Origin of the sequence: Paenarthrobacter nicotinovorans, assembly GCF_021919345.1 — a bacterium.
Classification (GTDB): domain Bacteria; phylum Actinomycetota; class Actinomycetes; order Actinomycetales; family Micrococcaceae; genus Arthrobacter; species Arthrobacter nicotinovorans.
This window is the reverse complement of the sequence record NZ_CP089293.1, coordinates 4257787-4270187: the sequence shown is the minus strand read 5'-3', so window position 1 is coordinate 4270187 and position 12401 is coordinate 4257787. Positions and strand designations below refer to the sequence as shown.

Here is a 12401-nt window from a genome sequence, read left to right as displayed (position 1 = left end):
TCACTACAAGCGCGCCTCCGGCTCCCCCGCGCAGGAAGTCCCAGGCGTCCCGATCGCATCTTTCACTTATCGGAGACGAGTCATGGAATCATCAACCCCCCTGAAACTGGACCACCCGGCTGACGCCCCTCCGGCGCCTTTGGAAACAGGCCTTCGCCGTTCCATGGGTCCGCGTCACCTGATCATGATCGCCATGGGAGGTGTCATCGGCTCAGGCTTGTTCCTCAGCTCGGGCTACACCATCTCCCAGGCAGGCCCCTTGGGCGCAGTCATCGCCTACCTGGTGGGGGCCTTCGTGGTCTACCTGGTGATGGCCTGCCTTGGCGAGCTCGCCATTGCCTACCCGGTCTCGGGTGCCTTCCACATCTACGCTTCCCGTTCAATTGGTCCGGCTACCGGCTTCACCACCGCCTGGCTCTACTGGCTGTGCTGGGCGGTGGCGATCGGTTCGGAGTTCACGGCCTCGGGCCTGCTCATGCAGCGGTGGTTCCCGGGTGTCGAGGTATGGGTGTGGTGCCTGGTGTTCGCTGCCATGCTCTTCGGCTTCAATGCGCTCTCGTCCAAGTTCTTTGGCGAATCTGAATTCTGGTTCTCCATCATCAAAGTCGGAGCGATCATCGCACTGATCGTGTTCGGCGGGGCGGCACTGTTCGGATTCCATCCACTCTCGGACAACGACCACCACCCGTTCCTGTTCGAGAACTTCAATACCTCAGGCGGCCTGTTTCCCAACGGCTTCTCCGGCGTCCTGGTGACAGCCCTGGCCGTCTTCTACGCTTTCTCCGGCTCGGAATTGATTGGCGTGGCGGCAGGCGAAACCAAGGATCCGGCACGGAACATCCCCAAGGCCATGCGCAGCACGGTCATCCGCCTCCTGATCTTCTTCGTGGGGGCAATCGCCGTCATCGCCGCAACCGTTCCTTATGACCAGGTGGGACTGGATGAGAGCCCGTTCGTCACTGTTTTCTCGTCCGTAGGCCTTCCCTTCGCGGCGGACATCATGAACTTCGTCATCATCACCGCCCTCCTGTCCGCCGGAAACAGCGGCCTGTTCTCCTGTGCCCGCATGCTCTACTCCCTTGCAGACGAAGGGCACGCTCCCAAGGCGCTCAAGCGCCTCACCCGCCGGGGCATCCCACTCCTTGCCCTGTCCGTCAGCATGGTGGGAGGGCTGGCGTCCCTGATCAGCAGCGTGGCTGCTCCGGAGACCGTGTACCTGGCCCTCGTCTCCGTAGCCGGCTTCGCCGTCGTCGGGGTATGGATGTCCATCACCGCCTCGCATTTCTTCCATCGCCGGGCCTTTGTCCGCAACGGGGGACGGGTGGCTGACCTTGCCTACAAGGCACCGTTCTTCCCTGTAGTTCCGATCCTGGCCTTCGGACTGTGCCTGCTCTCACTGGTGGGCATTGCGTCCGATCCCGCGCAGGTCGCTGCCCTCTACTTCGGTATCCCCTTTGTGGCTGCCTGCTACCTGTATTTCCACTTCCGATACGGCCGGACTGTGAAAGTAAAGCAGTCGGTCTGATCCAGGTTGCCACGTCAGGCGGCAGGGCAATATTGCCCCGCCGCCTGACTGTCTTGAAAGGGGGAGGGCAGGATGGCCCAAACAACCCAGTCCACGGAACCGGCCGGGAAGTTTTCCAGTTGGTTGGAAGTTGACGGTGACGCCTTTGATGGCAACGTCCGATCCATGAGGCAACTCCTGGAAGGCCGGGCCTTGCTGTGTGCCGTGATCAAATCCGACGCCTACGGCCACGGGGCTGACATGTTGCTGCCGTTCCTGGTTCGTCAGGACGTTCCCTACATAGGGGTGGGGTCGAATCACGAAGCAGAGCTGGCGCGGGGACATGGTTTTCAGGGAAAACTGCTCCGCGTTCGAGCAGCGGCCCCGCAGGAAGTCTGGGCGGGCATGGACTTCTCCATCGAAGAACTCGTCTCTGATCCGCAGAGTGCCTTGGCCATGAGCGGGATCGCCGAGGAAACGGGCCGGAAATTGCGGGTGCACCTGGACATTAACTCGTCGGGTATCAGCCGCCACAGCCTTGACGTGTCTTCTTCCCGCGGCAGGGCCTGCGCAGTTGGGATACTGAGCCAGCCCTGGCTTCAACCCGCCGGCATCATGACGCATTTTCCCTGCGATGACGTGAAGAATATAGAAGAATCGCTGCGGCGTTTCAGGGCCGAGTCCGAAGCTATCCTCCAAGCCGCGCAAGTGCCCCGCAGTGAAGTGCTCCTCCACGCGGCGAACTCATTTTCAACCCTGAACGTCCGGGCGTCGTGGATGGACATGGTACGGACCGGGGCCGTCCTCTACGGTGACACGGAACCCGCGCAGCCCGGATTCAGCCGCTGCCTGACCTTCAAGGCACGCATCGGCTCGGTGAACACCTATCCCGCCGGAAGCAAGGTGGGCTATGGGCTGACCCATACTCTGGCGACAGAGTCCCGTTTGGCAACAGTCACTGTGGGCTATGGCGATGGGTATCGACGCGCACTCGGCCGTCGAAGCGCCGACCATCGCGGCGATGTCCTGGTCCGCGGGCGACGCGTGCCCATCGTCGACGTGATTTCCATGAACTCCATGGTGGTTGATGTGACATCCGTTCCGGAGGTCCTGCCCGGGGATGAAGTGGTCCTGTTCGGGCGCCAGGACCGGTCCGAAATCACTTCGGGAGAGCTTGAAGCAGCCAACGCCGGAATTCTCGCAGATTTGTACACGGTGTGGGCCAAGGACGCCAGGATCCTCAGGGTCTGCGCCAACGTGTGAGAATGGCGTGAGCGCTTGGTGGAAGGAGCCTGATTCGTGGATGTGTCAACAGAGGCTTCGTCGTTGGCGCAGGGCCTTCGCCTGATCCGGCTGGTCACGGACCGCGAAAAGCAGGGACGCCAACTTTTGGGAGTCTCGCAGTTGGCTGCGGAGCTGGACATGGAACAAAGCCGGGTCTCACGGTTGGCGCAGGAACTGTGCGATCTTGGGCTGCTGGAACGCGTGGATCGGGGTCCCTTCCGCACAGGGCCGCGGTTCTTCACCCTGGCAGCCTCCCTGAACGGAGGCTGGGTCCAGCAATCCGGACCCGAGCTTGAGGAGCTGGTGTCCTCTTATGGATTGCGCTCCAGGCTCTCAGTGCGCGACGGGGTCCGGGTGCTCCTGCTGCGTTCTTCCGCCAACAACTCTGTCCTTGGCGGCTTCGCCAAGCCCGGCATGGTGACCCCTGTGTGGTGCACGGGCGCCGGCCGGGCCTTGCTGTGGGACCATTCGGCAAAGGAGCTTGAGGGTCTGCTCCGCGAGGCCAACTTCATTGGCGTTGGCGGCCCCGCCGCGGCGCATTCCGCAGCGGAGGTGGCCACCCTCATGGACAAGGACAAGCCACAGGGGTATGTCTTGGCTGCGGAGGAATTCGAGCACGGCGTCTGGGAGCTGGCAGTACCGGTCCGGGCAGGCGGAGCCCGCATTGTTGCCGCACTCAGTGTCCTGGGAAGCCGCGCCGATCTGGAGAAAGCGGCTCCACACATTGCCGCGGCGCTTCAGTCCGCTTCCAACCGGCTCGGCAGCGCGGCCCAACCTCAGGATTGACCCGTCAGCCTGACTGTCCTCCAACTGAAGACTCAAGCCAGTCCCGCCACGAACCAAGAGCCATGGCGAAGGCTTCGCGCTGGGGTTCCAGACGTGATTTCGGGCCGACAATCTGCAATGCAGCAGCGACTTCGCCTTTGAAGTCCCGGACGGGCGCGGACAGGGAGTAGAGGCCCGGTTCGGCTTCCTCGTCCACGATCGAGTAGCCGCGTTCCCTTGCCTTGGCCAACCGCTCCAGGAAATCGTCAACGGACACAGGCGTATTGGGCCCGTGCTTCACGAACTCGACTCCGTCAAAGATCTTCCGGACGTCTGAGTCCGGCGCATCCCACAAGAGCGCCTGGCCGGCGTCGCTGCAGTAGGCGGGGTAGGGCCGGCCAAGCCAGGAACCCACCAGATTGGCGCTTTCAGGCACCTGCTCGCCAATGGTGACAGTACTGTTTCCGCTCAGTACACCCAGGAAGCAGGCTTCGTTGGTTTCGGATGCCAGACCCTCCAATGCGGTCAAGCCGTCAGTCTTCAGCCGCTGTTCGGTGACCAGCTGCGCGTCCGTCAGGAAGGACCAGTCCAGGCAATACTCACGCTGTTCGGTCCTTGTGAGGAAACCTTCCAGCTGTGCACCTTTGAGGCTGCGTGAGACCTGGCTGCGGTCCTTGTCCAGGCGGGCTGCAATGTCAGCCACCGTACCGCCGTCGAATCCTTCCGCGTGACGCGCCCCAACGGTGAGTAAGGCCATCATGCCGCGGCCCATGCTGGAGGTCTTTGACATGGATTGATTCTAGTCAGCCCCGGGGGCCGGATCGGTACGGCGTCAGTGAATGGCGAACACCCGTGCCGGAAAACCGCTGCCCTCCAAGGGCTTTGCCCACGTGGCGATCAGCATGGCGCCGGATTCCGGTAGTTCATCCAGGTTGGCCAGCAGCTCGATCTGCCAGCGGTCCTGGGCCAGGACGTATGTTTCCAGGCTGAAGTCCTGCCGTGAGGTAGCCATGCCGGGATCCGTGTCGGTCTGCTCGTGGCCTACGGCAGCAACGGAGCGCTCCTCGACCAGATACCGAAGCACCTCCTGGGACCACCCGGGTGTGTGGCTGATGCCGTCGTCATCCCTGTTGGCCATTGCCGATGCGTCCGGCCAGTGTTTGCTCCAGCCGGTCCGAAGGGCAACGAACGCCCCGTTTGGGACGGCCCCGTTGCGTGCTTCCCATTGCCGGACATCGTCAAGGGTGGGGGTTGCGTCCGCATCGTTTCTGACACGGTGGCTGATGTCCAGGACAACCAGGGGAAGCATCATGTCCTCCACAGGTATCTGGTCCAGCGTCCGGCCTCCCCGGACAAAATGCGACGGCGGATCCACGTGCGTGCCCCACTGGCCCACAATCGAATACCTGTGGGCGGTGAATCCGTCGCCCTTTTCCATATCGAAAAGGGCTTCCCGTGTCTCGTCGGGAAAGGCCGAAAAGTGCGGTTGGCCGGGGTGGAAGGCGTGGGTGAGATCCGTGAAGGTCCTGTTGCGGAGGAGTGGTGCAACCTCTTCCCAGACTGAGGCGCTCATGATGCCACCCGCATTTCGGTGCGGGAGTCCATAACACTGCTTGAGACGCTGAGGGGTCCCGAAACCTCGATCACGGGAACCTCCCATGGGTGAATGTCGACGATCGTCTGGACGAGCTGTTGGACGGCGGTGTCGTCCAGGGAGTCGTCAAAGTACGTCGTGAAGACAAAAGTGGGTGAGATGGTCCGCTGGCCTACCCTGCCCAGGGTGGGATTGGCTCCTTCTGCCACTGTGAATCCCTCAAAGCCGGCCGAGGATTCGAAGACATGGTGGTAGTTCCCGAACCCGCCCAGCTCCGGGGTTGATGTCAGCGCGTCCAGCAACGAGGCGATACCGGCGTCGGACTCAAGGGCCTGAAGCTGACCGTCGGCGAGCTGGGTCATCGTCTCTACCGAAATGGGCCAGTGGATGCGAAGCTTCCGCACCGGTTTCAGTTCGATGTTCATGGCAGTGGACCTTCCGTCAGTTGCTGTTGCAAGCCATCGTGCCATGACGTGACGAGCATTACAAGCATATCGAAATGCTTATTATGCACGCCGGTCACAATTCCGGAGTCTTCACCGGTCACAGTCCTGCCACAGATTCCCCATGTACAACTCACAGTGACTGCAGCTTTGATGGAGGCATGACATCTCCTCAACAGCCGCACCCGAACCACGACAAGGGACTGGAGTTCGACCTCTCCACGCTCCTGAGCCGGCGGCGGACCTTGGGCGTTCTTCTCGGGACGGGAACCGTTGCCGCCCTCGCCGCCTGCACGCCGGGGACGCAAGGCGGCGGTGCGACGCCGTCGGGAACCTCCGCCGGTACCGTCACCCCATTGCAAGGCACGACGGCGGCCACCTCACCGTCGGCGGAGGCCACCAGTACGGTGACCCGTGCCTTGGCCGAATGCGGAGCGGAAATCCCGGAGGAAACGCTGGGGCCCTACCCGGGCGACGGCTCAAACGGACCCAACGTCCTGGAGGCTTCGGGAGTTGTGCGACGCGACATCAGATCCAGTTTCGGAGCGTCCAATACGAAGGCCGCAGGAGTGCCGCTCACTGTCACCTTGACGCTGTTGGATAACGCCAACGGGTGTTCTCCCCTGGCGGGCGCGGCTGTGTATGTTTGGCATTGCGACCAAAACGGCAAGTATTCGCTCTACGATTCCGGCCTGGAAGACGAGAACTACCTGCGCGGCGTCCAGGAATCGGATGAAAATGGCCAACTCACTTTCAGCACGATCTTTCCCGGCGCCTACATGGGCCGCTGGCCTCATATTCACTTTGAGGTATTTGAGTCGATGAGCAACGCCACCAACGCGGGCCAGGTGCTGGCGGTGTCGCAGATAGCCTTGACTGAGAGCGCCTGCAAGACCGTGTATGCAACCACCGGTTACGAAAACAGTGCCCGAAGCTTCCCGAAAACCACCCTGTCCTCTGACAACGTCTTTGGTGACGATGGGGGCATATACCAGTTGGCGACTATTTCCGGCTCGGTTGCCGGCGGCTATGCGGCCGCCCTGAACGTCACCATCTGACCCCGTAGCTGTCCGGGGCAGGGTGCAAGGCGGTCCGGACAGGCGGTTGAATCCATGCGGCTAGACTCGGGAGCATGCCTTCAAACGCTTCCGCAGCAGTTGACCATATCCAGGATCTCGGCGCGTACGTCTCGGCGTCGCCGTCGAGTTTCCACGCAGTGCACGAGGCCGCGCGCCGCCTTGACGAGGCCGGTTTCACTGGATTGGACGAGCGGCAGCCGTGGGACGGTGGAGCGGGAAAGTTCTATGTCATTCGTGACGGCGCGTTGATCGCCTGGGTTACCCCCACCAATGCCGGACCCACCACCGGCTTCAACATCCTGGGTGCCCACACAGATTCACCGTCCTTCAAATTGAAGCCCAAACCCACCACCGGCAAGTTCGGCTGGCTCCAGGCGGGAGTCGAGGTCTACGGTGGCCCGCTCCTCAACTCGTGGCTGGACCGCGAACTGCAGCTCGCCGGCCGGCTGGTCATGCGCGACGGCACCGAGCACCTCACCTCAACAGGGCCGCTGCTGCGTTTTCCCCAGTTGGCCATCCACCTTGACCGGGGCGTCAATGACAACGGTCTGCACCTGTCAAAGCAGCAGCACATGAACCCGATCTTTGGCCAGGGCGATCCCGTGGGCGAGGACCTTCTGGGACTGCTGGCCGCCGGCGTCGAGGGCGCCTCGGTGGATGCCTCCGAAATCGGCGGATACGACGTCGTGGTGGCGGACACGCAGGCTCCTGCGGTTTTCGGGGCGAAGGGCGAGTTCTTCGCCTCCGGGCGCATGGACAACCTTTCCTCCACTCACGCGGGGTTGGTGGCCTTGATTGCCCATGCTTCCTCGTCCCCGGAGGACGGCCCGATCGCTGTTCTTGCAGCGTTCGATCACGAGGAGATCGGCTCCAATTCGCGCTCGGGCGCTTGCGGTCCCATCCTTGAGGACATGCTGGTGCGCATCTCTGACGGATTGGGAGCCTCGGTGACCCAGCGGCGGCAGGCCGTAGCGGCGTCGTTCTGTGTTTCCGCGGACGCCGGCCACGCTGTCCATCCGAACTACGCCGAGAAGCATGACCCGGCGAACAAGCCGGTTCTCAACGGTGGTCCCCTCCTGAAGATCAATGCCAACCAGCGCTACGCCACCGATGCCGCGGGAGCTGCGCTGTGGGCCAGGATGTGCGCCGAGGCGAACGTGCCCTACCAGGAGTACGTCTCCAACAACGATCTTCCCTGCGGATCGACCATCGGCCCGTTGACTGCCACGCGCCTGGGGATCCGCACCGTGGACGTCGGCATCCCGCTGCTGTCGATGCACTCGGCGCGTGAGCTGTGCGGTGTGCAGGATCCGCATCATCTTGCGGCGGTGACGGAACTGTTCTTCCGGACGTCGGTCTAGACGAAAGCCTCAAACACTCGTTTCGCGCATATTTCGAATGTTTTCATAAGGAAACTTGTGTTGACTGTGACAATACATTTTGTGCAGTCTCCCTTTTTTGGAGGTGTCAAAATGTCCAATTGCACAGCAATCCGCCCTCTGGTGCTGGCTAGTGTGGGAAAGTCGTGTGGCCCGTGGCACACCACTCATGGCCCAACTCAAACCCAAAGGACGGCGCCGATCCATGCACGCTGACCAACAGCTTTCAAAGTCACTGAAACCCCGCCACCTCTCCATGATCGCCATTGCGGGCGTCATCGGAGCAGGTCTGTTTGTTGGCTCCGGTGCTGCTATCCAGCAGGCCGGACCCGGCATCCTGGTGGCCTATCTGGCCGCCGGCCTGGTTGTCATCCTCGTCATGCGCATGCTTGGTGAGATGGCGGCCGCCAACCCGGAGACGGGTTCGTTTTCCACATACGCAGACAAGGCCCTTGGCCGCTGGGCAGGGTTCAGTATTGGCTGGCTTTATGCCTGGTTTTGGATCATCGTCCTCGGCATCGAGGCAACGGCGGGTGCCGCCATCATGCACCGCTGGGTTCCCGGCGTCGATCAGTGGATCTGGGCGTTGGTTCTCATGGTTCTCCTGACGCTGACCAACCTCGGATCAGTCAAGTCCTACGGCGAGTTCGAATTCTGGTTCGCTTCGATCAAGGTTGCGGCGATCGTGATCTTCCTCCTTGCAGGCATCGCAGCAATTCTCGGTCTCATGCCCGGTGTATCCGCCCCGGGTGTCGCCAACCTGCTGGACCAGGGCGGCTTCATGCCCAACGGTCCCGGCGCAGTGCTGGCGGGCATCCTCGTCGTGGTCTTCTCCTTCTTCGGTGCCGAAATCGCGACCATCGCTGCGGGTGAATCCGAGAACCCCGTAGACGCCGTCAAGAAGGCCGTGAAGTCCACAGTGTGGCGCATCCTGATCTTCTACATCGGCTCCATCGCCATTGTTGTCACGCTCCTGCCGTGGAACGACGCGTCCGTCGCCAAGAGCCCCTACGTCGCCGTCATCGAGCTCTACGGCATCCCGGGCGCCGGCACCATCATGGACATCGTGGTCCTCACCTCGGTGCTGTCCTGCCTGAATTCAGGGCTCTACACCGCCAGCCGCATGCTCTTCTCGCTCTCCCGGCGCGGCGATGCTCCCAAGTCGTGGATGAAGATTTCCAAGCGCGGTGTCCCCGCAGCAGCCGTCCTTGCTTCCACGGTGGTTGGTTTCATCACGGTTGGCTTGAACTACATCGCGCCGGACACGGTGTTCCTGTTCCTGGTGAACACCTCGGGCGCGATCGCCCTGTTCGTGTGGCTGGTCATTGCGACTTCCCAGCTCATCCTGCGCAGGCGCATGGGTGCTGCAGCGCAGCAGCTCGAGCTCAAAATGTGGTTCTTCCCGTACCTCACCTGGATCGCCATCGGCAGCATCGTGGCGCTCATCATCGGCATGGTCATCCTCGAGTCCACCCGCGAGTCGCTGTTCCTGTCGCTGGGCCTCGCCGCTGTGGTGGTGGGCATCGGAGTGTTCCGCTACCGCAGGAACGGTGGCAGCCCGCACCAGGATGCCGCTTCAGCCGAACCTTCCGCGGTCGGTTCCGGCCCGGCGTCGTAAGTTTCTTTCTGATGCGGGGCAGTTGCCGTCGGTGTTCGACGGCGGCTGCCCCGTTTCGTTTTGGCCCGGCATGATGAGCGGCTGCTTGGGCTACGCGGCTGCGTGGGCTACTGGGCCAGGCCGATCACCAGGTTGATGGTGACGGCAAGGATCACCGTGCCAAACAGGTAGGAGAGCAGGCTGTGTTTCAAGGCTTCCGCCCGGATCCGGTGGTTGCCGAGGTTGGTGTCGGACACCTGGTAGGTCATGCCCAGGCTCGTGGCCAGGTAAGCAAAGTCCGTGTACTGGGGTGGCCGTTCCTGGTTGAAGCTGATTCCGCCCACCTCACCTCCGGCATCTTCTGCAGGGCTGTAATAGAGCTCCGCGTAGCGAAGCGTGAAGAGGGTCTGCACCAGCATCCAGGACAGCGCGACGCAGGCAAGTGCCAGAGCCCCCGAAGACAGGCGTGATCCGGTGCCTTCCGTGTGGGAGTTGACGATCACCGCCACGGCCGCGGCAATACTGGCAAGGTTCGCGATGAGAATCAGGAGATCGGTGACTCCGCGGGAAGGGTCCTCGGACGTGGCATGCTGCTCCGTTTGGTCGGGGTCCATCCGCGCGATCACCAGCCAGACCCACGCTACATAGACCAGTGCTGCCGTCGCCCAGCCCACGGCGGGCGCGTCCACCCAGCTCCCTGCCAGCCCCGTTGCGAGGAACGTCGACGCGCCGGCAACCATCATGGCGACGAAGCGCAATCTGCTGCGTCGGACCCTGACGCTTTTCGCTTGCCCGCCGCTGGTCACGGTTGTTCCCGTGAGGTGGAGTCCTGGGAGATCTTCTTCGCCTGGAGGATGCCGTCCCTCACTCCAGCGCGGACCACGAAGTACAGGGCGTAGAGGGCTATCGCGGCAAAAACAACGGTCAGGACCAGGTTGTTCAACGGTGTGGCATCCATGGCGCCACTCTAACGGGACGTCCTCAAGGTGCCAGGAATCCACGAATCGGACATGTTCGTGTTACTGTCTTTGTCGCTGTCAAGGAGAAAAACGAAAGTTGCTTTCTCCTGATCACCTTGCGCGGGTGGCGGAATGGCAGACGCGCTAGCTTGAGGTGCTAGTCCTCGAAAGGGGGTGGGGGTTCAAGTCCCCCTCCGCGCACAGAGAAACCCCTGGAAGATCCACGATCTTCCAGGGGTTTTGTCGTTGGGCCATGCGGCATGACGCCGACCCAGGCGGATTTATCCACATACGCCAAGTGCCCCGTTCCGGGCCGGGATCCGCCCGAATAGCTTTGAGTGCAGGAGATGCACTAAGATATTGAAGTCTGTGTTACGCCCTCCTTCCGAATCTTCGGCGGGGGAGCGGTGCACAGCATCGCAAATGAACCTCCTGTTACGGAAATACCGTAACCGCTTAGCCCAAAGGAGGTGGGTTCACATATGCGTCCTTACGAATTGATGGTAATCATCGACCCCGAGGTCGAAGAGCGTACCGTAGAGTCGTCGCTTCAGAAGTTCCTTAATGTCATCACCACCGATGGTGGAACCATCGAAAAGGTTGACATCTGGGGCCGTCGCCGTCTGGCATACGACATCAAGAAGAAGTCCGAAGGTATCTACGCCGTGGTGAACTTCACCGCTGCACCGGCTACCGCCAAGGAACTTGATCGCCAGCTGTCTCTCAACGAGACGATCATGCGCACCAAGATCATCCGCCCCGAAGACCAGAAGGTCGTTGCTGAGTAATCAGCCCCTTCAAAATCTTTACACCGCAGGAACGAACAAGGAGGCAGTAGATGGCAGGCGAAACCACTATTACGGTCATTGGTAATCTCACCAATGACCCGGAGCTGCGGTTCACCCCGTCTGGCTCAGCAGTAGCGAACTTCACCATCGCTTCTACTCCCCGGACCTTTGACCGCCAGTCCAATGAATGGAAGGACGGGGAAACCCTGTTCCTCCGTGCATCGGTATGGCGCGAAGCAGCCGAGAACGTAGCCGAGTCCCTCACCAAGGGCATGCGCGTGATCGTTTCCGGCCGCTTGAAGAGCCGTTCCTACGAAACAAAAGAAGGCGAAAAGCGCACCGTTATCGAGCTTGAGGTCGACGAAATCGGCCCCAGCCTGCGTTACGCAAATGCCAAGGTCAACCGTACCCAGCGCTCCGGCGGTGGACAGGGTGGCTTCGGCGGCGGTAACTCCGGTGGCTTTGGAGGTGGCGCTCCTGGTGGAAACCAGGGCGGCGGCAACTCCGGTGGAAGCTGGGGCGGCAACCAGCCCGCACAACAGCAGGATGACCCCTGGGCTACGCCCGGTGTCAGCAACGCTGGCGGCTGGGGCAACGGCCCGGATTCCGAACCTCCCTTCTAAACACCAAATAAAAGTCCGACGCCGGACACCCGCCGGGACTGCCGCAAGGCACCTTGGCGATCACCGCCGTCGAACACCACCATCCCGTGGATCAATATCCACGGGCTCCATAGAAAAGGAGCTCCACGATGGCTAAGGCTGAACTCCGTAAGCCCAAACCAAAGTCCAACCCCTTGAAGGCCGCTGACATCACTGTCATCGACTACAAGGACGTAGCACTGCTGCGCAAGTTCATCTCCGACCGCGGAAAGATCCGCGCTCGTCGCGTTACTGGCGTTACCGTTCAGGAACAGCGCAAGATCGCCCAGGCAATCAAGAACGCCCGCGAAGTTGCTCTGCTGCCTTACTCCGGCGCTGGCCGCGGCTAAGGGAAGGGATTAACTAAC

Annotated in this window: 14 protein-coding genes and 1 tRNA gene; 10 read left to right on the top strand and 5 right to left on the bottom strand. The window is 61.7% G+C overall.

Features of this window, described 5'->3' with window-relative positions:
* Positions 1 to 82 precede the first annotated feature (82 nt).
* The 3 genes from JMY29_RS19960 to JMY29_RS19950 all read left to right on the top strand — a co-directional run bounded on the left by JMY29_RS19960 (position 83) and on the right by JMY29_RS19950 (position 3574).
* Positions 83 to 1525, top strand: a complete 1443-nt coding sequence (locus tag JMY29_RS19960) for an amino acid permease (protein WP_189076450.1) — start codon at positions 83 to 85, stop codon at positions 1523 to 1525.
* Between the two features lie 72 nt (positions 1526 to 1597).
* A complete protein-coding gene (alr, locus tag JMY29_RS19955) occupies positions 1598 to 2767 on the top strand; it encodes an alanine racemase (RefSeq protein WP_189076449.1) in 1170 nt (389 codons plus the stop codon).
* A gap of 36 nt (positions 2768 to 2803) precedes the next feature.
* Positions 2804 to 3574: an IclR family transcriptional regulator gene (locus tag JMY29_RS19950; protein ID WP_018778521.1), complete on the top strand. Its 771-nt coding sequence runs from the start codon at positions 2804 to 2806 to the stop codon at positions 3572 to 3574.
* 4 nt (positions 3575 to 3578) lie between these two features.
* Here the strand turns inward: JMY29_RS19950 and JMY29_RS19945 are convergent, their stop codons facing one another.
* Genes JMY29_RS19945 through JMY29_RS19935 form a run of 3 tightly spaced genes read right to left on the bottom strand, consistent with a single transcriptional unit; the run spans position 3579 to position 5572 of the window.
* Positions 3579 to 4343 (bottom strand): IclR family transcriptional regulator, encoded by a 765-nt coding sequence (locus JMY29_RS19945; RefSeq protein ID WP_189076448.1) that lies wholly within the window; start codon positions 4341 to 4343, stop codon positions 3579 to 3581.
* 42 nt (positions 4344 to 4385) lie between these two features.
* Positions 4386 to 5126: a cyclase family protein gene (locus tag JMY29_RS19940; RefSeq protein ID WP_189076447.1), complete on the bottom strand. Its 741-nt coding sequence runs from the start codon at positions 5124 to 5126 to the stop codon at positions 4386 to 4388.
* On the bottom strand, positions 5123 to 5572 hold the full coding sequence (locus tag JMY29_RS19935) for a hypothetical protein (protein WP_189076446.1): 450 nt from the start codon (positions 5570 to 5572) through the stop codon (positions 5123 to 5125). Before JMY29_RS19935 ends, JMY29_RS19940 begins: the two co-directional genes overlap by 4 nt.
* Positions 5573 to 5751: 179 nt before the next feature.
* On the opposite strand from JMY29_RS19935, the gene JMY29_RS19930 reads away from it, so the two are divergent.
* From JMY29_RS19930 to JMY29_RS19920, 3 genes are all read left to right on the top strand, one after another.
* A complete protein-coding gene (locus JMY29_RS19930) occupies positions 5752 to 6648 on the top strand; it encodes a dioxygenase family protein (RefSeq protein WP_189076445.1) in 897 nt (298 codons plus the stop codon).
* A gap of 74 nt (positions 6649 to 6722) precedes the next feature.
* Positions 6723 to 8030, top strand: a complete 1308-nt coding sequence (locus JMY29_RS19925; protein ID WP_110504782.1) for a M18 family aminopeptidase — start codon at positions 6723 to 6725, stop codon at positions 8028 to 8030.
* Between the two features lie 223 nt (positions 8031 to 8253).
* Positions 8254 to 9666, top strand: coding sequence for an amino acid permease (locus JMY29_RS19920; protein ID WP_189076444.1), 1413 nt, complete (start codon positions 8254 to 8256; stop codon positions 9664 to 9666).
* Between the two features lie 107 nt (positions 9667 to 9773).
* Here the strand turns inward: JMY29_RS19920 and JMY29_RS19915 are convergent, their stop codons facing one another.
* Both JMY29_RS19915 and JMY29_RS19910 read right to left on the bottom strand, forming a co-directional pair.
* Entirely contained in the window at positions 9774 to 10451 is a 678-nt protein-coding gene (locus tag JMY29_RS19915; protein ID WP_229778656.1) for a DUF1345 domain-containing protein, read from the bottom strand.
* Entirely contained in the window at positions 10448 to 10603 is a 156-nt protein-coding gene (locus JMY29_RS19910) for a hypothetical protein (protein ID WP_179128458.1), read from the bottom strand. Before JMY29_RS19910 ends, JMY29_RS19915 begins: the two co-directional genes overlap by 4 nt.
* A 119-nt stretch (positions 10604 to 10722) precedes the next feature.
* On the opposite strand from JMY29_RS19910, the gene JMY29_RS19905 reads away from it, so the two are divergent.
* The 4 genes from JMY29_RS19905 (at position 10723) to rpsR (ending at position 12383) form a co-directional block, all read left to right on the top strand.
* Positions 10723 to 10805, top strand: a tRNA-Leu gene (locus JMY29_RS19905).
* A gap of 281 nt (positions 10806 to 11086) precedes the next feature.
* Complete coding sequence (rpsF, locus tag JMY29_RS19900; protein WP_011776755.1) at positions 11087 to 11392, top strand: 30S ribosomal protein S6; 306 nt, start codon at positions 11087 to 11089, stop codon at positions 11390 to 11392.
* Positions 11393 to 11442: 50 nt separating this feature from the next.
* A complete protein-coding gene (locus JMY29_RS19895; RefSeq protein ID WP_018778530.1) occupies positions 11443 to 12015 on the top strand; it encodes a single-stranded DNA-binding protein in 573 nt (190 codons plus the stop codon).
* A gap of 128 nt (positions 12016 to 12143) precedes the next feature.
* Positions 12144 to 12383: a 30S ribosomal protein S18 gene (rpsR, locus tag JMY29_RS19890; RefSeq protein ID WP_003800144.1), complete on the top strand. Its 240-nt coding sequence runs from the start codon at positions 12144 to 12146 to the stop codon at positions 12381 to 12383.
* The last annotated feature ends 18 nt before the right edge of the window (positions 12384 to 12401 follow it).